Below are 21,461 nucleotides of genomic sequence, written 5' to 3'. Positions count from 1 at the left end.
GACATGCAAGCCCTGTGCCGCAAGGGTTTCCTGTGCGGTATCGTATTGCACGGCACCAAACTGCCGAAGCCATCACGGTCGCCTGTCGGGCGGATTTCCTACGATGTCGCTGCGGATCCCCGTCCGCATCCCCCACCTTTCTTTCGCCCCCCCGGGCGGGGACCCCTGCGCATGTCGAACGTCCTCAACATCGCCGACCGCCCAGGGCGCGACTCGCGCCTGCTGGAGCAGGCGCGCGACGCCGCGATCCCGCCGCTGGTCGATGCCTTCGCGGTGGCGCTGGGGCGTTTCGATGATGCGCTGTTCGACCGCGCCGAGCGCGCCGGTCCCTCGCAGATGGCCTTCCTGGATGCGATGCGCGAACTGCGCCGCCGCCGCGACGACATCATCGGTCGCTTCCGCGCCCAACTGCAGCGCTCGTGGAAGGCGCTGGAAGCCGGCCAGCCGCTGCCGATCGAGCGCGTGTTCCTGGAGTCGGCCGAAGAAACCCTCAGCCTGGTGTCCGAGCAGGAACTCGAGTCGCGCCTGGCCGTCCGCAATTTCGCCAGCGTCATCCAGCGCGACTGCAAGCCCGTGCTGGCACGGCTGGACCGCCGGCTGGGCTGGATCGCCGGCGACATCACGCTGGATGCCGACCTCAATCCCATCGGTCCCGAGCACATCGGCGTGGCCGTGCACCAGGCGTTCGCCGGCTGCGACCTCGCGCCCGACGTCCGCCTGGTGGTGATCAAACTGTGCGAGCGCGACTTCGTGCCCGCCATCGCGCGCATCTACGCGGCCCTGGACCAGCGCCTGATGCAGGTCGGCGTGATGCCCGAGCTGCCGGCCCGCCGCGCACCTGCGGCGGCGGCACCGGTCGCGGATGCTGCCGCGGACCTCGCGGCCACTGGCGAAGAAGAACCCGGCGCGCCCGCCTGGGCGGCGCGCTTCCTCAACCGCATGGCGGGCGTCAGCCGCGGGCTGCAGGCCAGCCAGGCGGCGCCGGTCGCACCGCCGGGCTTCGGCGATGTTCCGCCCGGTTACGCGTCCGGGCCGGGCGCGCAGGGGGTGCTGCTCGAAGCCCTGCACCACCTGCTGCAGGAATCGCGCCGTGGCCGCGATACGGGCGACGCGCCGGAGGCGCGCCCCGCCGATCAGCACCGCCGCGACCTGTCCCAACGCGAGATGCTGTCGGTGCTGTCGCTGCTGCAGGCATCGCCCAGTGCGACGCTGCGCGCGGCGATCGGTGACACCGGCGAGTCGCTGTCGCAGCGGCTGAAGAATGAAGTGCTCAGCAGCGCCACGCAGCTGGGCGTGGACCCGTCGCAGGCGCGCCTGGCGCCGGTCGACGAGGACGCGATCGACTTGGTCGGCATGCTGTTCGACGTCATGCTCGACGAGCGCGACCTGGAAGGCCGACCGCGCGAACTGATCGGCCGGCTGGTGGTGCCGTTCGTGAAGGTGGCGCTGCTGGACCGCCGCATGTTCGTGCAGAAGACCCATCCGGCGCGCCGCCTGCTCAACGTGCTGGCCGAGGCCTGCGAGGGCAACAACGGCGAGAGCGCCGCCGAGCGCACCCTGCTGACGAAGGTCGAGGAAGTCGTCGACCGCCTGGTCGCCGAATTCAACGAGAACCTCGCGATCTTCCTGACCCTGGAAGAAGAATTCCGTGCGTACCTCGACCAGCATCGCCGCCGCATCGAGATCGCCGAACGGCGCGCTGCCGAGATCCAGCGCGGCCAGGAACGGTTGGAAGCCGCGCGCGCGCGCATGACCTCCGAGCTGGACGAGCGCCTGGCGGACCGCCGCGTGCCGCAGGCCATCGAGGATTTCCTGCGTCAGCCGTGGGCCCACCACGTGACCATGACGGTGCTGCGGGAAGGCGACGACGGCACGGGCCTGCGCGAATCGCTGGCGCTCGCCGACGGCGTGCTCGAGGAACTGACCGAAGCGCAACGCCATGTGGTCGGCAAGCCGTGGCTGCAGGCGTGGCGCACCGAAATGCTGAAGGTGTTCGCCAGCGTAGGCATGAACCAGGACGCGGCGGCCGGCGCCGTGGATGCGCTGCACGACACGCTGCAGGCGGTCGCTTCCGCCCGTCCGGATCTGGAAAAGGCGCTGCCCGAGTTGCCGCAGGTCGTGCTGCCCAAGCCCATCGTCGACGAGGACACTGCGGCGATCCAGCTGGTCGGTGGCGCCGACACGCTCGATTTCGACCACAGCGATGCCGACCATTTCCGCGGCCTGCCGATCGGCACGTGGCTGGATTTCGTCGACAAGGACAACAAGGTGCAGGCGGGCAAACTGTCGTGGGTCAGCCCGATCTCCTCGCGCCTGCTGTTCGTCAACCGCCGCGGCGTGCGCTTCTGCGTTGCCTCCCCCGAGGAACTGGCGGTGATGGTGCGCATGGGCCGGCTGCGCACGCACCAGAGCGAAGACGCGTTCGACAGCGCGATGCAGGGCGTGATCGAACGACTCGAACCCGCCCCCTCGGCCGCCGCACCGGCCTGACCCGATCGCCTCCGCGCGGCCCTGCCGCGCTCTGCTAGCATCGCCCCACGGACGACCTAACGACGAGGGGCGCAATGGCGGTCGAAGTTCGGGTACTGAAGGAAACTGCCGCGGGCGAACGCCGCGTGGCCGCGACACCGGAAACCGTGAAGAAGCTGATCGCCTCCGGCGCACGCGTCGTCGTGGAGCGCGGTGCCGGCGAGGGCGCGGGCTTCCTCGACCAGGCCTATGCGGACGCGGGCGCCGAACTCGGCGATGACGTGGGCCGTTCCAGTGCCGATCTGCTGCTCTGCGTGCAACCGCCGTCGGCGGACGTCATCAATGGCTTCAAGTCCGGCGCCACGCTGGTCGGCGTGCTGCAGCCCGGCGCCGATCCGGCGCGGGCGGCCGCGATGCAGGCGAACGGCCTCCAGGCCTTCCCGCTTGAGCGGTTGCCGCGCACGACGCGCGCGCAGGCCATGGACGTGCTGAGTTCGCAGGCGGGCATGGCTGGTTACAAGGCCGTCCTGATCGCCGCGCAGCTGGCGCCGCGCTTCTTTCCCATGCTGACCACGGCTGCCGGCACGATCCGTCCGTCGAAGGTGCTGATCGTCGGCGCGGGCGTCGCGGGGCTGCAGGGCATCGCCACGGCCAAGCGGCTCGGCGCGCAGGTCGAGGGCTTCGACGTGCGCCCGGAGACGCGCGAGCAGATCGAATCGCTGGGCGGCAAATTCCTCGACCTCGGCGTCAGTGCGGCGGGCGAGGGCGGCTATGCGCGCCAGCTGACCGACGAAGAGCGCGCCCTGCAGCAGCAGCGTCTCGCTGACCATCTCCGCGGCATCGACGTGGTGGTCTGCACCGCCGCTGTGCCGGGTCGCCCGGCGCCGAAGATCATCACCACGGCGATGGTGGAAGGCATGAAACCCGGCAGCGTCATCGTCGACCTCGCTGCGGAAACCGGCGGCAACTGCGAACTGACCCGTCCCGGCGACACCTACGCGCACAACGGCGTGACCATCGCCGGGCCGCTGAACCTCGCCAGCCTCGGCGCCGTGCATGCCAGCGAGATGTACGCCCGCAACGTGCTGAACTTCGTCGCCTTGTTCGTCAAGGACGGCGCGCTGCAGTTCGACTGGGACGATGAATTGCTGGCCAAGACGGTGTGGCCCGAGCGGGTGACCGCAACGCCTGCCGTCGCCTGACGGAGAGCGTCAGCGCTCCGGTCGGCGGTCCCGATCGCGCGGCGGAGCGTTGTCACGCATCCATGCTTCGCGCTGTTCGGGCGTCATCTTCTTCCACTGCTCGCGTAGTGCATCGCGCTGTTGGGGCGTGAGCGTCTTCATGTGCCCGTAGAGCGCGCGCGCCTGGCGGCGCTGTTCGGGATTCATGCCTTCGAAACGCTTCTGGCCGTGACGCGCCTGCGCGCGCTGCTCCGGCGTCATGGCCTGCCAGCGCTGTGCGCGTTCCATCATGCGGGCACGGTCTTCCGGCTCGCGGTTCCAGCGGTCGCGCAGCGGTGCGATCAGGGCTTCACGCTGTTGCGGGGTCAGCTGTTCCCAAGTTGGCAGCGGGGCCGGGGCAGGCGACTGCGCCAGTGCGTGGCTGGTCGCCAGCAGCAGCCCGAGCGCGAGCAGGCGGGGGACGAAGGCATTCATGGGGTCGACTCCATGGCAAGGGGCTGGGCGTCGGCGGACGCCAGCCAGAGGTACAGGTCGGGATCTTCATCGAGCGCGCTGGAGGCGCCGAACTCGTCGGTCGAAAGGTCGCTGTCCGCCTGCGCCACGGAGGGCGTCGCGGGATAGGCGGGCGTCTCGGGCGTGCGGGGCAGCCACTGCACGCCCAGGCCCACGGCCAGCACCGCCGAGAACGCGGTAGCCGTCAGCCAGCGCCACGTGCGGGCGCGACCGCGGGCGGGCGCTTGCTGTCCGGCCTCATGGCGCGCGGCGCGCAGGCGCATCAGCGTCTGCGGCGAGACCTGGGCCAGTGCGGCCTGGTGCAGGCGACGGGCCTGCTGGTCGATGCCAGGGCCGTCGTCGTGGACGGGGTTCATCGGAATTCCTCCAGTTGCCGTTGCAGGGCCTCGCGTGCGCGGGAGAGATGGGTTTTCACCGACCCCTCCGAACAACCCATCGCGCGCGCGGTGTCGGCCACATCCAGTTCTTCCAGCACGCGCAGGGTGAACGCTTCGCGCTGGCGCGCGGGCAGTCCGCGCAGTGCCTGCACGAGGCGGGTATACGCCTCGCGCTGATCATGTGCCTGTGCCGGACCGGCACCGTGGTCGGGCGCCCAGTCGATCGGGCTTTCATCGCCGCGGTCGCCCGTGGGCAGCAGCCAGCGCAGCCGGAAACCGGCGCGGCGCTGCAGGTCGACGATGCGCCGGCGCAGGATGCTCCAGAACAGCGGCGACCATTCTTCCGCTGGTTTCTCGCGATAGGCCAGCATCTTCATCATCGCGTCCTGCACCGCGTCCAGCGCATCTTCGCGATGGCGCAGGCCCGCTTCGGCGAAGCGGAATGCGCGGGGGCCGATGTCCGCCAGGAACAGTTCGATCGTCGCCGCCAGCGGGGCGGGCGACGACGTTTCCGGCAACGGACTGGAAGGGGTGCTCACCAACATAGCTTAGCGGCCGCTGCCGTGAATCAGCCGCGACGGTCCAGGCGGCGGTCGATGCGATCGCCCCGGCGGTCCCAGTGGGCTTCGGCACGCTCGCCCTTGCGGTCCAGCCGTGCATCGACGCGATCGCCGCGGTGCTCCAACCGGTTCGCCAGCTGCGGACGCCCATGGTGATCGGCCCACTGGGCACGGCGGTCGAACTGGCGCTCGATGCGATCGCCACGTGCGTCCAGCCGGTGTTCGATACGGTCGCCCTTGCGATCCAGGCGCTGGTCGATGCGATCACCGCGGTCGCCTGCGGTGGCGGCACCCGCGGTGGCCAGCAGCAGTATGGTCAGGCCCAGCAATGACATGCGCTTCATGGTCGGCTCCTTCGTGGGGTGGGCGTTGCGGGTACGGAAACGCCCGAGATGGCCGCCGGTTGACGTCGGAATGCCATCCTCCGTCGGGTTCAGGTGCGGTTATGATGCGGACGCACCGGGCAACGCCCGTGTACCGACAACGTGGACAGGATGGGGGAGCGGATGAGCGACGGGTTCGTGGCGCTGTACATCTTCATGCTGGCGGCCATCGCCGGCCACGTGATCATTTCGCGGGTGCCGGTGATCCTGCACACCCCGCTGATGTCCGGCTCCAACTTCATCCACGGCATCGTGCTGATCGGCGCGATGGTCGTGCTGGGCCACGCCGATACCCCGCTGGAAAAGGCCATCGGCTTCATCGCCGTGCTGCTGGGCGCCGGCAATGCCGCCGGCGGCTACGTGGTCACCGAGCGCATGCTGGAGATGTTCAAGAGCAGCAAGAAGCCGGAGAGCGGCAAGTGAGCGCCCTCACCCTGGTGAAACTGAGCTACTTCGTGGCCGCCACGCTGTTCCTGCTGGGCCTTCAGCGCATGGCCAGCCCCAAGACCGCGCGCAGCGGCATCCAGTGGGCCGGCGCCGGCATGCTGATCGCGACCATCGCGACGTTCTTCCTGCCGGGCCTGCACAACATCGGCCTGATGATCGCGGCCATCGTGATCGGCGTGGGCCTCAACTGGATCTGGGGCAAGAAGGTCGCCATCACCGACATGCCGCAGATGGTCGCGCTGTTCAATGGCATGGGCGGCGGTTCGGCCGCAGCCATCGGCGCGGTGGAGCTGGTGCGCTATTCGGCCGGCGAACCCGCACCGTCGACCTTCACCCTGTCGCTGGCGGTGATCGGTGCGCTGATCGGCGCGGTGTCGCTGACCGGCTCGGTGATCGCCTGGGCCAAGCTCGACGGGCGCATGGACAAGCGCTACACGTTCCCCGGGCAGCAGTGGTTCAACGCACTGGTGGCGCTGGCCGCCGTGGTCTGCGGCGTGATGGCGCTGACCACGCTGGCGATGCCGTGGATCATCGCGTTCTTCGTGCTGTCGCTTGCGTTGGGTGTGCTGATGACGCTGCCCATCGGCGGCGCCGACATGCCGGTGGTGATCTCGCTGTACAACGCGTTCACAGGCCTCGCTGTCGCCTTTGAAGGCTACGTGCTGGGCAACGAGGCGCTGATCATCGCCGGCACCATGGTCGGTGCGGCCGGCATGCTGCTGACGCGGCTGATGGCCAAGGCGATGAACCGCAAGATCACCAACGTGCTGTTCTCCAACTTCGGCGGCGGCAGCGCGGCGATGCAGGAGATCGGCGGTTCGATGAAGCCCATCGAAGCCGCGGACGTCGCGGCGATGATGGCCTACGCCGAGCGCGTGGTGATCGTGCCCGGCTACGGCCTGGCGGTGGCGCAGGCGCAGCACAAGATCTGGGAACTGAGCCAGAAGCTGATGGATCGCGGGGTGAAGGTGAAGTTCGCCATCCATCCGGTCGCCGGTCGCATGCCCGGCCACATGAACGTGCTGCTCGCCGAAGCCGGCGTGCCGTACGACCTGATCGCCGACATGGACGACATCAATCCCGAGTTCGCCAACACCGACGTCTCGCTGGTGATCGGCGCCAACGACGTGGTGAACCCGGTGGCGAAGACCGATCCCGCCTCGCCGATCTACGGCATGCCGATCCTCGACGTGGTCAATTCGAAGAACACCATCGTCATCAAGCGCGGCAAGGGCACCGGGTTCGCCGGCATCGAAAATGCGCTGTTCTACGCCGACAACACGCGCATGCTGTACGGCGATGGTTCCGAGATGGCGAATGCGCTGGTCAGCGAACTGAAGGCGCTCGACGGCGGGCACTGACCGCACACGCGTTCATGCGGGGCAAAGAAAAAGCCGGGCATTGCCCGGCTTTTTCATGGAGCGGAGTGCTTCGTATCAGAACCGGACCTTGGCGGTGATGCCGTACGCACGCGGCTGGCCGGCCACGAACGTCGGCGTGCCGAACTGGCGGCCCGTGTTGCCGGCGTCGATCAGGTAGTCCTCGCCGGTCAGGTTGCTGCCCCAGACACCCAGGTCCCAGCGACCATCGGCCAGCGTCACACCCATGCGAAGGTTGAACAGGCCGTAGGCGTCCTGCTCCAGGCCGGGGGTGTTCTCGTCTTCGAAGTACACCTTCGACTTCCAGTTGTACGACGGGCGCAGGTAGAAGCTCGCGCTGCCCATCGGCACGCGCCAGTCCATGCCGATCGCGGCGGCGTGGTCCGGTGTCAGGCGGAAGCGGTGGCCGGCGTAGAGCTGTGCGTTGCCGTCGTCATCGCGATCGTCGAAGCGCGCATGTGTCCACGCATAGTTGGCGAACAGCACCAGGCCGTCGGCGACTTCGCCGGTGATCGAGGCTTCGATGCCCTTGGCCGTCGCATTGCCGCCGTTGGTGGGGATCAGGAACGGCGTGCCGCCGCTGGGGTTGGGGATCTGCGTCTGGAAGTCGCTGTAGTCGTACCAGTAGGCGGACACGTCATAGGCCAGGCGACCGCCGGCGGTGCCGCCCTTGATGCCGATCTCGTAGCTGTTGACGATCTCCGCTGGCAGGATCTGGCTGCCCTGCGGCGTGATGTCGATGACGTTGGGGCGACGGCCGCGCGACACCGTGGCGAACCCGCTCAGCGTCGGCGAGAACACGTAGCGGGCGGCGACGCGGCCGACCACCGAATCGAAGTTCTCGCTGCGTTCCAGCTTGCCGGCGGTGGCGCTGTTGAGGATGTTGTTGCCCATCAGCGGGGCGGGTGCGCCCGCACCCAGACCGTTGAACAGCGTCGGTGCGTTGCCGGCGAAGCCCTGGTAGCCCGCGGTCTGCTTCTCCCACGTGGCGCGCAGGCCGGCACTCAGTTCCAGCGACGGCGTGGCGCGCCAAGTGCCATCGAGAAACACATCCCATGACGTGGTGGAGCCGTAGTTGGCGAAGGCCTCGCGATGATCCGGATTCAGCAGGGTGTGCAGTCCGCCTGGCAGGGTATAGCCGGTCAGCGGATTGCCGTCCGGTCCGAACAGCGGGATCGCCGGGAACGGAATGCCGCCGAGCAGCGCGCCGATCTGCTGCCTGAACGACGGATCCTGCGACAGCAGCGCCAGCAGGCTGCGTTCGTCGGTGGCGAACGGCACGTACTGCGAGCCGTCCTCGACGAAGTAGCTGGCGCCGAAGAAGCCGGCGAAGGTGTCGTTGTCGAAGTTGAAGCGGACTTCCTGGCTGAACTGGTCGCCTTCAGCGATCTCGGCGAATTCCATCGCCTTCAGTCGCGAGCCATCGGCGTCGAACTCCTCGTGCGAGTCGAAGCTGCGCCAGCCGCTGATGGTGTCCAGCGTCCAGTTGCCACCCAGCCAGAACGAACCCAGCGCGGTCAGGCTGCGCACGGTGCGGTCCAGGCCAAGCTCCTCGCCGCGGTTGAGTTCCGCGTCCGCAAATGGACTCGTGCTGCCCTGGCGGTTCGGGATGGTGCCGCTGATGAAGGCGGTGCCCGGCGGCGTGTCCTTCTGGTAGTTGGCGATCAGGTCGATGCGGCTGGCCTCGCCGATCATCGCGCCCAGGCTGGCGCGCAGCGCGGTGGTGTCCTTGCCGTTGAGCGTGCCACTGGCCGCGTTCTCGATGCTGCCATCGCGTTCTTCATGGAAGACGGCCACGCGCGCCGCGAGTGCTTCCGGTGCGATCTGCGCGTTGAAGTAGCCACTGGCCAGGCGCTGGCTGTCGCTGCCGGCGCCCAGTTCGAATGCGCCGCTGGTGTCGTCCTTGGCCTTGTTCTGGATGTAGTGCACCGCACCGACCTGCGCGGCGCGGCCGAACAGCGTGCCCTGCGGGCCACGCAGCACTTCGACGCGCTCCATGTCGAACAGCGCCGCCGACGCGCCGCGCGAGCGGCTGATCGACACGCCGTCTTGGAACACCGAAATGCGCGGCTGCACGTTGGCTTCGCCGCTGTCGGAGGTGATGCCGCGGATCACGTAGCCGGGGTTGTTCGGGCTCTGTTCCTGCACCTGCAGGCCGGGCACGAAACCCGCCAGATCCCCCAGCGTGGTCATGCCCTGGCGGTCGAGGAAATCGCCTGAGTACGCCGTGATCGCGATCGGCACTTCCGACACCTGCTGCTCGCGCTTCTGCGCGGTGACGACGATGGTGTCCAGCTGGGTGGGACTGCCGGCATCGGCGTCCGGCGACTGCTGTGCAAGCGCCTGGGTGGCGGAGAGCGCGAGCGCCACGCCCAGCGCGGAAGCGAGGGCGTGACGGACGGGGCGATGCACGGGGCGGGGAGTCGGCGTCATGGTGGACCGTGGCGTGAGGGAAAGGGCGGCACGCCGCGCCTTGCGTGCGCAGCGGTATGGCGACACAGGCTGACCTGTTCATGTTGCTGTGCCATGACGGTGCCGTTGCCATATCACCGCAATATGCGGCGGCGATCCTCCGCGGCTTCGCGTTGCGAGCGGCGGCCTGTGGATGGCGTTGCTCCCGCTTCTTCCGTGGAGTGCCGCCTTGGCCGTATCCGATCCGTCGTCTGCGCGTACGTCGCGCCGTGCCTTCCTCAAGCTGTCGCTCGCGGCGGCGACGCTGCCGTTCGCCAGCCGCTGGTTTCCTGCGCATGCGCAGGTGCCCGGCGTGTCGCGCGCGGACTTCCCGCAGTCCGTCGCTTCCGGCGATCCGCGTCCCGACCGTGTACTGCTGTGGACGCGCGTGCCCGACGTCGAGCGGCGCGATGTCGTCGTGCGCCTGCAGGTGGCCGACGATGCGGCGTTTTCGCAGTTGCGTGTCGAGCGCGAACTGACGGCGCACGCCGGCCATGATCACTGCCTGCGCGTACGCGTCGACGGCCTGCTGCCCGGACACCGCTATCACTACCGTTTCCTGCGGCAGCGCGAAGGCGCGTGGGTCTCGTCACCGGTCGGAAGGACGCGCACTGCGCCCGCGGCGGAAGCGCCTACGCCGCCGCTGCGTTTCGCCTTCATGAGCTGCCAGGACTACGGCGGTCGCTGGTACAACAGCCTGGTACCGCTGCTGCAGGAAGACCTCGACTTCGTCCTGCACCTGGGCGATTTCATCTACGAATCGGTAGGCGACACGAGTTTCCAGCGCGCCGACGGCGCACGCGGCATCGTGTTCGACGACATGGCCGGCGCGTTGCGCGTCGGCGCCGCGGACAGTGGCTATCTCGCCGCCGCCAGCCTGGACAACTATCGCCAGCTGCATCGCGAATACCGCACGGATACCGCGCTGCAGGCCTTGCTGGAGCGCGCGCCGCTGGTCGCCATCTGGGACGACCATGAGTTCAGTGACGACTGCTGGCAGGATCACGCCACGTACGAAGACGGACGCCGCGAGGAAGGTAATCTGCGTCGTCGCCGCAACGCCGAGCGCGCCTACTTCGAATACATGCCGGTCGATGTCGCCGTCGGCGCGGTGGACGCTACCGGTGCACACATCGTGGATGACAACCGCCTGCACCCGAATGGCCAACTGTGGCGCCGACTGGACTACGGGCGCGATGTCAGCCTGTTGCTGCTGGACTACCGCAGCCACCGTCCGGACCATCCGATTCCCGAGGATGCGTTCCCCGGCGCGCTGGCCTACGACGAAGCTGCACTGCGCCGGCTGGCGCCCGCTCTCGGCATGGACTGGTCGGCGTTGTCGACGGCATTGATGCCTTACCTCGATCTTGCCGACGATGCGTGGGCCGACCTGCGCAAGCCGTTGAGGCGTGCGCTGGCGAAGGCGTACACGGACGCCGGTGTGGATAAGCGGGACGCCACCGTACGCGCCACCGCCTTGTCCATGCTGCCGATGGCGGTCTACGTGGTCCGCGATGTGCTGACGCGCTACAACGCCGCAGTGCCAGGCTTCATGGAAGTCGATCTTCCGCCGGACGCCCACGACGACTACCTGCGCGGCCTGCCGTGGCTGGCCTTCGGCAAGAGCGCGCTCTTCGGCCATCTGGGCAGCCGCTACATGGTGGTGAAAGACAGCTACGACCTGCTGCTGGCGCTGCGTCGGGCGGACGGCGCATTGCCGTCCGCGCTGGGCGATGCGCAGCAGGCGTGGCTGGCCGCGCAACTGGCCGACGCGCCGACGCGCTCGTTCTTCGTGGCGAGTTCGGTCTCGATGACGCCGATGGTGCTCGATCTGTCCAATCCCGCGCTCGATGCGCCGCCACTGTTGCGCCGGAAGTTCTATCTCAACGTCGACCAGTGGGACGGCTTCGGATTGCAGCGCGATGCGCTGGTGTCGGCGCTGGACCGCACGGCCGGCGCGGTGGTGCTATCGGGCGACATCCATGCCAGCTTCGCCACGCAGCATTCGGCGCGGACGGTGGAGTTCACCGCGCCCGCGATCTCGTCCTCCACGCTGTCGGCCATCATGGGGGATGCGGCGAAGTCGGATCCCGCCACCGCATCCGCAGGCGAGCGGCTCGTCGCCGGCCTGGATGCCTTGCTGGCGGCGGGCGAGCCGCGCATCCGGCATGCGCAGACGCGTCGCCATGGCGTCGGTCTGTTCCAGCGCGATGCCGGAGGCGACTGCGAGGTGCAGTTCCTGCTGCTGCCGGCGGACCTGTGCAGCCAGCGGCTTTACGACGACACGGCGCGGATCGATGCCGCACTCGTACGCGAGCGGTTCGACCTGGTGACCGGGGTCACCGGTGAGCGGGTTCTGAAGAAGCGGACCTGACGCCGCAGCGTCAGCGCGTCCACCACGCCGCCAGCAGAGGCGCCGCCACCAGCGCCACCACGTCCAGCGGCGTGGTGGTGAGGGAGATCAGTGTCCAGCCGTGGTGCGCACCCAGCCGGAGTGCGGATTCCCAAGGGGTCAGCCCGAACGCGAACCCGAGTTGGGTGGCGTGCACGGACCACAGCGCCAGCGCCGAGATGATCACCGTGACCAGTGCGGCCAGCAGCGCGCGGCGCGTGCCGGCGGCCATCCCGCCCAGGCGCAGCACCAGCACCACGTCCAGGGCAACCAGCAGGGCCATCCAGCCGGTCTGGCGCCCCAGGTAGAGCGCCAGCGCCACCCAGATCACCAGCACGCAGGCACTGGCCACGACGAGCATCACGGGGAGCAACCAACGGGGGATGCGGCGCGGGGCGGGGGGCATGGAGACTCCGGAAGGGTCGCCAAGGATACGGCCTGAACGCGGCGGCCGGGGCCCGGGGGCTACAATAGGTCGCCTTGCAGCGCCCCACGCGCGTCCCCATCTGATCCGGCATGTACTCCCGCAGCAGCGAACCCGTCCAATTCTCCCGCGATTGCGCCGCCGTCCTGGTGCCGCAGGGCGAACTCGTCACCCTGCCGGCCGGCAGCTATGGCTACATCACCCAGGCACTGGGCGGCAGCTATACCGTCTTCGTGGAAGGCAACCTGTTCCGCATCGCGGGCAAGGATGCCGACGCCATCGGCAAGGAACCCACCGAACCGCTGACGCTGCCCGACAACGCCAGCGATGAAGAGGTCGAAGCGCTGGTCTGGAACCAGCTGCGCACCTGCTTCGATCCGGAAATCCCCTTCAACATCGTCGACCTGGGTCTGGTGTACGAAGCCAACCTCACCACCCGCGACGACGGCCAGCGTGGCGTCGAGGTCAAGATGACGCTCACCGCACCCGGCTGCGGCATGGGCGAGATCCTCGTCGACGACGTGCGCAGCAAGCTGGAGATGATCCCCACCATCGCCGAGGCCGACGTCGACCTGGTGTTCGATCCGCCGTGGGGCCGCCACATGATGTCCGATGCCGCCAAGCTGGAAACCGGCATGCTCTGAGCCTCCGGCTCGTCCCTTGCAGAACCCGTCAGGAATGAAGAGATGAACGTGATGAACGCCGCCCCGTTGACCTACCGCGTGAACCGCTCCGACAAGGCCCGCACCACGGCCGAGCGCGACGCCATCCTCGCCAGCCCCGGGTTCGGCCTGCACTTCACCGACCACATGGTCGCCATCACCTGGGACAAGGCGCAGGGCTGGCACGACGCCGAAGTGCGCGCCTACGGTCCGCTGTCGCTCGACCCCGCCGCATCGGTGCTGCATTACGGTCAGGAAATCTTCGAAGGCATCAAGGCCTACCGCCACGCCGACGGCTCCATCTGGACCTTCCGTCCCGATGCCAACGGCAAGCGCCTGCAGCGTTCGGCCGCGCGCCTGGCGCTGCCGCAGCTGCCGGTCAACGAATTCGTCGAATCGCTGCGCCAGCTGGTCGCCATCGACGGCGACTGGGTGCCGTCGGCGCCGGAAACCAGCCTGTACTTCCGTCCCTTCATGATCGCCACCGAGGCCTTCCTCGGCGTGCGCGCCGCGCAGCAGGCCGGCTACTACGTCATCGCCAGCCCGGCGGGTGCATACTTCGCCAAGGGCGTGGCGCCGGTGTCCATCTGGTTGTCCGAAGACTATGCGCGCGCCGGCAAGGGCGGCACCGGTGCGGCCAAGTGCGGCGGCAATTACGCCGCCTCGCTGCTGCCGCAGCAGGAAGCGCAGGCGCAGGGTTGCTCGCAGGTGCTGTTCCTCGATCCGGTGGAAGGCAAGTACCTGGAAGAGCTGGGTGGCATGAACGTGTTCCTGGTCTACAAGGACGGCCGCATCGTCACGCCGGAACTGTCGGGCAGCATCCTGGAAGGCATCACCCGCGAAAGCATCATCCAGATCGCACGCGACCGCGGCCACACGGTCGAAGAGCGCAAGATTTCCATCGACGAGTGGAAGCAGGGCGTCGCCTCGGGCGACATCGTCGAAGTCTTCGCCTGCGGCACCGCCGCGGTGATCACGCCAATCGGCCAGCTGAAGGGCAAGGGCTTCGAAGTCGGCGACATCAGTGCGCCGGCCGGCGAAGTGACGATGGGCATCCGCAAGGAGCTCACCGACATCCAGTACGGCCGCCTGCCGGATCGCCATGGCTGGCTGGTGAAGCTGCGCGACTGACGCCGTGTCTTGATCGAAACGGGCCGTTGAAAGACGGCCCGTTTCGCATGGTCTTACGACCTTCGGGATGGCTCACGGCAGTCGTTATCGTGGCATTGCGGTACATCATGGGTGCTTCTCGCCGTCAGTGCGTTCGACATCGCATCTGGAGTACCTCAGGGAAGCATCCCCGCGTCGTCCGTCAGGCTCCCAGTGAAGCTTGTCCCCGCGCAGCGAAAGCCGGGTCACGACGGGTTCCTCTTCTGACGACTCATCCGGCAGGACATCGATGCCGAGTCGTGTGGTGACTCGCCACGCGCCCGCGCCTTCCGCTTCGATACGGTCGACGGCATAGAAATTTCCTTCGCCATACTCGGCGACCGCCTGAATCAGGCCCGGGGTTATCACCAGACTGCCTACCGGCACGATATCGACGCCGTCATGCCCGCTCCTGACAGGCAGCAGTGCCCGATATCTCTCGCACTCCGAGGCGCCCTCTGCGTCGTCGGGATACCAGACACCGGTAAAAATGTCCGGCAATCGGGTCAAAGGGGCAGCCCCCTCTTGCGTCTCCGCCTGGTCGCCGCCGGACATCGTGGACGGCGTCCACGCGAGGCACTCCGCGCATGCGATGGCCAAGGCCAGCCCAAGATATTGCGTGCGGCATCCTTTCATCCTGCTCTCCTTTTTGTCGTCCTTGCCTGCATGCCATCAATACACGCGCGACGACGCGTTGGCGAGTCACAGTGCACGACGTCAACGACATCCTGTTTGCGTAAATCGAAGCGCACGTTGCGAATAAAAAATCGCTAGTCATCACGCGCTTGCCACGTAAATGAATCTACGCAGCGATGTCTACCGGTGACTATCGCTTCATGCATGTATTCCAATGATTACGTTTGAAACATGATGCAGTGAAGTGTGTCCTTCATCGCTGATTCATTTCGACGCGCTCCGTTAGCGTCGTCCTTGCGCCATGCATTGCATGACGTGCACCCGGTCGAACGCAACAGCCTGTCCACCCCCTCCCGTGCCAACCTCGCGCCCTCGACCGGGCTCTTGCCGCTTTGGCGGCTTTCGACAACTTTGAGGGAGAGTCTGATGTCCGGATTTGCAAAGCGTGGTTCGCGTGTCCGCCTGCTGTGCCTGTCGTCGGCCGTGCTGGCGTCGTTGTACGCACTGCCTGCCATGGCCGGTCGCGTCGACATGAGTGGCCTACAGGTGGAAGAACCCGGTGGCTACGATCGCTTCATCGTGAAGTACCGCGACGGCAGTACCGAGAGCACCAATGCGACGCAGCTGCAGCGCTCGCTGACCACGGCCGCCAGTGCCGGTGTCGCCAAGCGTGGCGGTCGCGCGCTGGGCCTGCAGAAGCTGCGCCGGCTGGCCGCCGGTGGTGCGGACGTCGTGCGCGCCGACCGCAAGCTGGACCGCGTGGAAGCCGAATCGCTGATGCGCCAGCTGGCCGCGGATCCGAACGTCGAATACGTGGAAGTCGACCAGCGCATGTACGCCGTGCTGACGCCCAACGACACGCGCCTGTCAGAGCAGTGGGGCTTCGGCACCACCGCGTCGGGCATCAACGTGCGTCCGGCGTGGGACAAGTCCACCGGCGCAGGCGTGGTGGTCGCGGTGATCGACACCGGCATCACCAACCATGCCGATCTCAACGCGAACATCCTGCCGGGCTACGACTTCATCAGCGACACCTTCGTCTCGCGCGACGGCAACGGCCGCGATTCGAATCCGAACGACGAAGGCGACTGGAACCCGGTGGCGAACGAGTGCTACAGCGGTTCGCCGGTCAGCAACTCCAGCTGGCACGGCACGCATGTGGCCGGCACCGTGGCCGCGGTCACCAACAACAGCACCGGCGTGGCCGGTACCGCATTCGGTGCGAAAGTCGTGCCGGTGCGCGTGCTGGGTCGCTGCGGCGGTCTGACCTCGGACATCGCCGACGCGATCACCTGGGCCTCGGGCGGGACCGTGAGCGGCGTGCCCACCAATGCCAACCCGGCCGAAGTGATCAACATGTCGCTGGGCGGCGGTGGCACGTGTTCGGCCACCTACCAGAACGCGATCAACGGCGCCGTCGGTCGCGGCACCACGGTGGTGGTGGCGGCGGGCAACAGCAACGCCAACGTCTCCACGGCCGTACCGGCGAACTGCCCCAACGTCATCGCCGTGGCGGCGACGACCTCGGCCGGCTCGCGCGCCAGCTTCTCCAACTACGGCACGGGCATCGACATCTCCGCACCGGGCGCCAGCATCCTGTCCACGCTCAACACCGGCACCACCACGCCGGGCAGCGCCAGCTACGCGTCGTACAACGGCACGTCGATGGCGGCACCGCACGTGGCCGGCGTGGTCGCACTGATGCAGGCGGTCGCGCCGTCGCCGCTGACGCCGTCGCAGGTGGAGACCATCATCAAGAACACCGCGCGTCCGTTGCCGGGCACGTGTTCGGGTGGTTGCGGTGCGGGCATCGTCGATGCCGATGCCGCGGTGGTCGCCGCGCAGGGCGGTACGCCGCCGGGTGGCGGCACGCAGACCTACACCAACGGCACCGACGTCAACATCCCGGACAACAACACGACGGGTGTGAGCAGCACGATTGCGGTGTCGGGCCGTACGGGCAATGCGCCGAGCAATGCGCAGGTGGCGGTGAACATCGTGCACACGTACAAGGGCGATCTGATCGTCGACCTCGTCGCGCCCGATGGCTCGGTCTACAACCTGCACAACCGCACCGGCGGCAGCGCGGACAACATCAACCAAACCTACACGGTCAACCTGTCCAGCGAAGCGCTGAACGGCTCGTGGTCCCTGCGCGTCCGCGACCGCGCCGCGGCCGACGTGGGCTACATCAACAGCTGGAGTGTCACTTTCTAAGGATCGTCCCCCAGGGGAGTGCGCAAGGACGTGCATGAAGAACCCCGGCATTGGCCGGGGTTCTTTTTTTGCTGCGTTCGCGCGGTTTCAGCGTACTCACGCGAGATGGAAATCAGAAATCCCCCGGCACCCGGTTGCCGAAACTCGGAGACTGCAGATTCGTGTAAGTGCATTTCCTTGGCGCGCGGTGTAGACAGGCCATCAGGATCGATGGCACGACGTTCGCGAACGTCTCGACGATCCATCCAAAGGAATGCTGCTTCTGACAGGAGGTCTGTATGTCGTTCAGTGCATCGGTATCAGTGGCAGGTTTGATGCTGCTCCTTCCACTCGCCGCCTGCGTCCCCCTTTCAGATCTCGCTCACGCCGAATCGCCTCAACCGCAACGTCTTCCGGTCGCTGTCATGCCCGAAGCACCTGATGCTCCTGCGGTCGTCAATTTCGTTGAAGAGCGCGCGATGGGGGCCGACTGTGGTCCGGCGGCGATTACCGATGCGCCGCTGGAGGACATGGCGTGCAGCGGCCATCTTCCGGAGTATTTCGCTTCGTTTCTCCGAAACATCCCGAACGGGCACCCATTCCTGTCTGGACATGAGAAGAATCAGCTCTCGCATTCCAAGCACAGTTTCAAGCTTGTCGAGGGATTGGGTGCGCGCCCCGACATCCTCGTCGTGATCCATCACTACCGTCCGTTCTGGATCCGCTCGTTCGAAGGGCCGGATCCCGACGTCACCGTCTATCTGGCGTATGGGCCAGAGTGCGCAGCCCCGCTGCCCGGAAGTGGCAGGCTCTCGGAACCCGAATGCCGTCCCGAAGGAGCGTACCTGAGGGACTTCACCCTGTATCGGGTAGACAAAGGCGGGGTTCCGAAGGATGTGACCGCGGAGCTGGCGCCGCCTGCGCCACGGCTGGCTGGCGACGAGGGTCGCCGCTATGGACGATATGTTCGAGCAACGGGCGACGCAGTCGATGGCGACATCCAGTTGGATATCAGCAGGCTGGCTTACGTTCCGGCGCTACGTTGGGTGCTGCGCCCCGTCCAGGAGGGCGAGTACACGCCGCCCGGCATGCCGAGCTCGGACGCGCGCGCTTTCAAGGACGACTACTGGGGTACCGGAAACGTTGCGCATTTCGGCTTCCTGGTCTGGAACGGGCGCCGCATGGCGTCGCGCGAAAGGGTGCCATCAGCACTCTGGCCATGCCGATCATCGGGTTTGCCGACATGCGACCAGGGATACGAGAGCAGCGCCGATCGCTATCTCGATTAAGACACGACCGACAGCCAGGAGGGCTCTATGAAGACTGAAAACTCCACCCGCGGCAGAGCTACGGATGCGCACGCTCCGGCGGATGCGAAGAACGATCACCCTGACCGACGAGACGACCATCCGCTGCGCCACGGGTGTTGGCGGGCGATCCTCTTCGCCTTTCTTCCGCTAGCGGCACTCTCGGGCTGCAATAGCGTCGCCAAGACGCGCGTTGACCACATTCAAGGGGTTGCATTTGAACAACGGTGGGCAGAAGACACGCCAGACGAAAGCGGGTTCATGGAGATGCGCCTTGGCGACGCCGCGATCATCCTCCAGTCGGATGGCTGTTCTCACCGGATGATCAACAGGCTTATCTGCAGCAACGTCAAACTGACGATCTCGACTTCGAAGCTTCGCCGACAAACGCTGTCGCTTCCAGAGGTCTGGATTCGAGTCGCGATTCCGCCGCGCCACCCTGAAAGGACAGGCTTCCGAGGATCGGTGCGTTGGGCGTTCGGAGATGATACGCACGCCATCATCCTGTCCGACATCAACATGGATGGCCACGAGGATCTGGTGGTCTGGAGCGGTCCCGATGGCACCTATGGGGACCCGTCCTATACCTACTATCTGTACGACAAGGAGGCCCGGCGCTTGGTCGAGAACAAGGCATTGGCAAAGCTGATGGAAGGGAACTCCTTGTCGCGCATCATTGATGGTCGACTGTTCGCGTGGTATCGCAGCGGTCCGTGCGACCGTGGCGAGAAGCTGATTGGAATCCGTGGAGATGGCGCGGAGATCCTGGCGAGAAGGGACTACACCACCTGCGGAGAAAATGCGATCGAGAGTGAAGACATCTCCGACGACTCTTGGATGAAACTGGAAGGGGAGCCAAAGAAATGAGCGACGGATACGGACGCAGCGCTGCATCCCCGATCACGCGTGAACAGACAGTGCGACTGATCGTGCGAACCTGCCTGGAAGAGGGCGTCACGGATGAGCGCCAGATTGCCTACGTGCTGGCGACTGCCGAGCACGAAAGCCAGAACTTCACTAGTCCTGAAGAGAGCAGCGGTAGGAAGCAGGCGGCGGAGATCGGTTATAGAGGGGGCGAGCGAGCTGGCTATGGAAGTGGCGAAGAGTATTTCGGGCGCGGCTACGCGCACCTGACGCATTGGGAGAACTATCGGGATCTCGGCGAGACCTTGGGGCGAGGTAACGAGTTGCTGGATAATCCGTCTCTTGCTGCAGATCCGGAGGTGGCATCGCGTGTCCTGGTTGTGGGTATGCGTGATGGGCATTTCACTGGGCGTAGATTGGACGACTACGTCACCGCTGATAGAACTGACTACGCGAACGCTCGCAGGATCGTGAATGGCACTGACCGGGCAGCTGATGTCGCGGCGCTTGCTCGAGCCTGGGAGCCCAGTGTTGGTGACCTGGTTATCGCAGTCCGGCGCGACGGCGTCGATCTGACGCCCTTGGAGGAAGCACGCCGGGCCGATACGCCGCTCCAGCGCGGTGACGCAAACGCCCGCGTTTTCGAACTGCAGCAATACCTTGCTGCCTTGAACATAACGGATGCTGCGGGCCGAAGATTGTCTCCGGATGGAGATTTCGGGCGCTCGACCGATCAGGCGGTGAGGAGTTACCAGCGCACGGCCGGAGTTCCAACCACCGGCACGGTGGACCCGGCAATTTTTGACCGGATCCGAGGTGATGCCCTGCGGACCAATCCGGACTTCCGGCTCAAGACCATGATGGATCTGCATGGGCCGCTGAAGGATGGGGTTCTCGGTCCTGGTGATCGCGGTGATTCTGTCGCCGAATTGCAGGAGCAGTTGCAAGGACTCGGCTTTCGGGGTGGCAACGGACGTCCACTGAACATCAGCCGCAGCTATGACAACGCGACGCAACAGGCAGTCCGTCGATTCCAGGATGATGCAGGCATTGCACCGGCGAACGGACTGGCCGATGAGCGCACCCGCGACGCGATCAATGCAGATGCGGTGGAGCGAGGATTGCAGGAGGCCACCGAGGTGGTGCGTCGAAGGGAACTTCAGCGTGCTCAGCAACCGCAGCAGGAGCAGGGCCGACAAGCCGATGGACGCCAGGGGATGCTTTATGAACCGCCCGGGCGGTTGGACGAATCCCTGACAGACCGCTACCTCGCCGCCGTCATGTCCGGCGACAGCGCCTCGGCCGATCGTGCCGCCATCGAGTTCGCGCGCTCGGCGGAAGGCCGGCATATGGGAGTCCAGGGTGAGCAGTGGCTGGCGCAGCAGCAGGCGGCAGAGCAGACCCAAGCGCAGGATCGGCAGATGGCGCGCTAGCCGGCTGTCATGGGGTTTCGCTCACACGGATGCAGATAACGAGGAGGTGTCATGGAAGACGTCAGTGCGGTGCCGGCGGCCACGCCGATGGATGCCATCAAGGCGCTGATGGTGTTGCGTGCGGAGATGGCGCAGCGCGAGGCGCGCATGAGCACGGCGATCACGGAACAGGTGCAGTCGCTGCGCCAGGAAGTTGGCCAGTTCCGGCGCGATGTCGCTGCCATCGTGGACGGCGCCGGTACGCGGATCGCGCAGGATGCCCGCGAGGCCGTGTCGCCCGTCACCGCCGAGTACGGTCATGCCGTGTCCGTCACCGTCGCGCAATTGCGGGGGACGGGCAGGGTGGTGTGGATGTGGTTGGGCGCGGCCGCCGCGATCCTGCTGCTGGTGCTCTTCGTCGCGTGGACGGTGCTGGGCTACTACCGGCGCGAGCTAGCCGATACCCGGGAAGAACTGCAGCGCTACGAGGACGCCGTGCCGGTCGTGCAGGCCTTCTACGCCTCCGACGCGGTGATCTGTGGCGGTGTGGTCTGCACGAATGCCGATCCGGAGGGCGCGCGTGCCGGCGACAAGGGCCAGTACCGGGCAGCCAGGCCGCGGCCGCAGCGCTAGCGTGTGGATCTCAGTAGGCCCTGCGG

Annotated in this window: 19 protein-coding genes; 12 read left to right on the top strand and 7 right to left on the bottom strand. The window is 66.8% G+C overall.

Features of this window, described 5'->3' with window-relative positions; genetic code table 11:
- Window positions 1-171 precede the first annotated feature (171 nt).
- Entirely contained in the window at window positions 172-2,490 is a 2,319-nt protein-coding gene (locus tag IB225_RS05390) for a DUF1631 domain-containing protein (protein WP_192310171.1), read from the top strand.
- A gap of 74 nt (window positions 2,491-2,564) precedes the next feature.
- Window positions 2,565-3,671, top strand: a complete 1,107-nt coding sequence (locus IB225_RS05385; protein ID WP_192310170.1) for an NAD(P) transhydrogenase subunit alpha — start codon at window positions 2,565-2,567, stop codon at window positions 3,669-3,671.
- A gap of 9 nt (window positions 3,672-3,680) precedes the next feature.
- Here the strand turns inward: IB225_RS05385 and IB225_RS05380 are convergent, their stop codons facing one another.
- The 4 genes from IB225_RS05380 to IB225_RS05365 are packed head-to-tail and all read right to left on the bottom strand — an operon-like array spanning window position 3,681 to window position 5,444.
- Window positions 3,681-4,124, bottom strand: a complete 444-nt coding sequence (locus IB225_RS05380) for a DUF3106 domain-containing protein (protein ID WP_192310169.1) — start codon at window positions 4,122-4,124, stop codon at window positions 3,681-3,683.
- Window positions 4,121-4,519 (bottom strand): hypothetical protein, encoded by a 399-nt coding sequence (locus IB225_RS05375; RefSeq protein ID WP_192310168.1) that lies wholly within the window; start codon window positions 4,517-4,519, stop codon window positions 4,121-4,123. Before IB225_RS05375 ends, IB225_RS05380 begins: the two co-directional genes overlap by 4 nt.
- Window positions 4,516-5,085 (bottom strand): RNA polymerase sigma factor, encoded by a 570-nt coding sequence (locus IB225_RS05370; protein ID WP_192310167.1) that lies wholly within the window; start codon window positions 5,083-5,085, stop codon window positions 4,516-4,518. Before IB225_RS05370 ends, IB225_RS05375 begins: the two co-directional genes overlap by 4 nt.
- A gap of 23 nt (window positions 5,086-5,108) precedes the next feature.
- Entirely contained in the window at window positions 5,109-5,444 is a 336-nt protein-coding gene (locus IB225_RS05365; protein ID WP_192310166.1) for a hypothetical protein, read from the bottom strand.
- A 162-nt stretch (window positions 5,445-5,606) separates the two neighbouring features.
- Here IB225_RS05365 and IB225_RS05360 point away from each other — a divergent pair, with 162 nt between their 5' ends.
- Both IB225_RS05360 and IB225_RS05355 read left to right on the top strand, forming a co-directional pair.
- Complete coding sequence (locus IB225_RS05360; protein WP_192310165.1) at window positions 5,607-5,906, top strand: NAD(P) transhydrogenase subunit alpha; 300 nt, start codon at window positions 5,607-5,609, stop codon at window positions 5,904-5,906.
- On the top strand, window positions 5,903-7,291 hold the full coding sequence (locus IB225_RS05355; RefSeq protein WP_192310164.1) for an NAD(P)(+) transhydrogenase (Re/Si-specific) subunit beta: 1,389 nt from the start codon (window positions 5,903-5,905) through the stop codon (window positions 7,289-7,291). The genes IB225_RS05360 and IB225_RS05355 overlap by 4 nt, the downstream gene beginning before the upstream one ends.
- 75 nt (window positions 7,292-7,366) lie before the next feature.
- Here the strand turns inward: IB225_RS05355 and IB225_RS05350 are convergent, their stop codons facing one another.
- On the bottom strand, window positions 7,367-9,742 hold the full coding sequence (locus IB225_RS05350) for a TonB-dependent receptor (RefSeq protein WP_192310163.1): 2,376 nt from the start codon (window positions 9,740-9,742) through the stop codon (window positions 7,367-7,369).
- A gap of 208 nt (window positions 9,743-9,950) precedes the next feature.
- Between IB225_RS05350 and IB225_RS05345 the strand changes: the two genes are divergently transcribed.
- A complete protein-coding gene (locus IB225_RS05345) occupies window positions 9,951-12,134 on the top strand; it encodes an alkaline phosphatase D family protein (RefSeq protein WP_192310162.1) in 2,184 nt (727 codons plus the stop codon).
- A 10-nt stretch (window positions 12,135-12,144) separates the two neighbouring features.
- Here the strand turns inward: IB225_RS05345 and IB225_RS05340 are convergent, their stop codons facing one another.
- Window positions 12,145-12,558, bottom strand: coding sequence for a hypothetical protein (locus tag IB225_RS05340; protein ID WP_192310161.1), 414 nt, complete (start codon window positions 12,556-12,558; stop codon window positions 12,145-12,147).
- A 110-nt stretch (window positions 12,559-12,668) separates the two neighbouring features.
- On the opposite strand from IB225_RS05340, the gene sufT reads away from it, so the two are divergent.
- Window positions 12,669-13,220, top strand: coding sequence for a putative Fe-S cluster assembly protein SufT (gene sufT, locus IB225_RS05335; RefSeq protein ID WP_192310160.1), 552 nt, complete (start codon window positions 12,669-12,671; stop codon window positions 13,218-13,220).
- 51 nt (window positions 13,221-13,271) lie between these two features.
- Complete coding sequence (locus IB225_RS05330; RefSeq protein ID WP_192310856.1) at window positions 13,272-14,369, top strand: branched-chain amino acid aminotransferase; 1,098 nt, start codon at window positions 13,272-13,274, stop codon at window positions 14,367-14,369.
- A 105-nt stretch (window positions 14,370-14,474) separates the two neighbouring features.
- On the opposite strand, the gene IB225_RS05325 is transcribed toward IB225_RS05330, so the two are convergent.
- A complete protein-coding gene (locus IB225_RS05325) occupies window positions 14,475-15,023 on the bottom strand; it encodes a hypothetical protein (protein WP_192310159.1) in 549 nt (182 codons plus the stop codon).
- Window positions 15,024-15,449: 426 nt separating this feature from the next.
- Here IB225_RS05325 and IB225_RS05320 point away from each other — a divergent pair, with 426 nt between their 5' ends.
- The 5 genes from IB225_RS05320 (at window position 15,450) to IB225_RS20340 (ending at window position 21,435) form a co-directional block, all read left to right on the top strand.
- Entirely contained in the window at window positions 15,450-17,240 is a 1,791-nt protein-coding gene (locus tag IB225_RS05320; RefSeq protein ID WP_192310158.1) for a S8 family serine peptidase, read from the top strand.
- A gap of 278 nt (window positions 17,241-17,518) precedes the next feature.
- On the top strand, window positions 17,519-18,508 hold the full coding sequence (locus IB225_RS05315) for a hypothetical protein (protein ID WP_192310157.1): 990 nt from the start codon (window positions 17,519-17,521) through the stop codon (window positions 18,506-18,508).
- A gap of 27 nt (window positions 18,509-18,535) precedes the next feature.
- A complete protein-coding gene (locus tag IB225_RS05310) occupies window positions 18,536-19,393 on the top strand; it encodes a hypothetical protein (RefSeq protein WP_192310156.1) in 858 nt (285 codons plus the stop codon).
- Complete coding sequence (locus IB225_RS05305) at window positions 19,390-20,823, top strand: peptidoglycan-binding protein (protein WP_192310155.1); 1,434 nt, start codon at window positions 19,390-19,392, stop codon at window positions 20,821-20,823. The genes IB225_RS05310 and IB225_RS05305 overlap by 4 nt, the downstream gene beginning before the upstream one ends.
- A 51-nt stretch (window positions 20,824-20,874) precedes the next feature.
- On the top strand, window positions 20,875-21,435 hold the full coding sequence (locus IB225_RS20340; protein WP_225583278.1) for a hypothetical protein: 561 nt from the start codon (window positions 20,875-20,877) through the stop codon (window positions 21,433-21,435).
- Window positions 21,436-21,461 lie beyond the last annotated feature (26 nt).

Origin of the sequence: Pseudoxanthomonas sp. PXM02, from assembly GCF_014851805.1 — a bacterium.
In the GTDB taxonomy this organism is placed as follows: Bacteria; Pseudomonadota; Gammaproteobacteria; order Xanthomonadales; family Xanthomonadaceae; genus Pseudoxanthomonas_A.
This window is presented reverse-complemented; position numbering and strand designations above follow the sequence as displayed.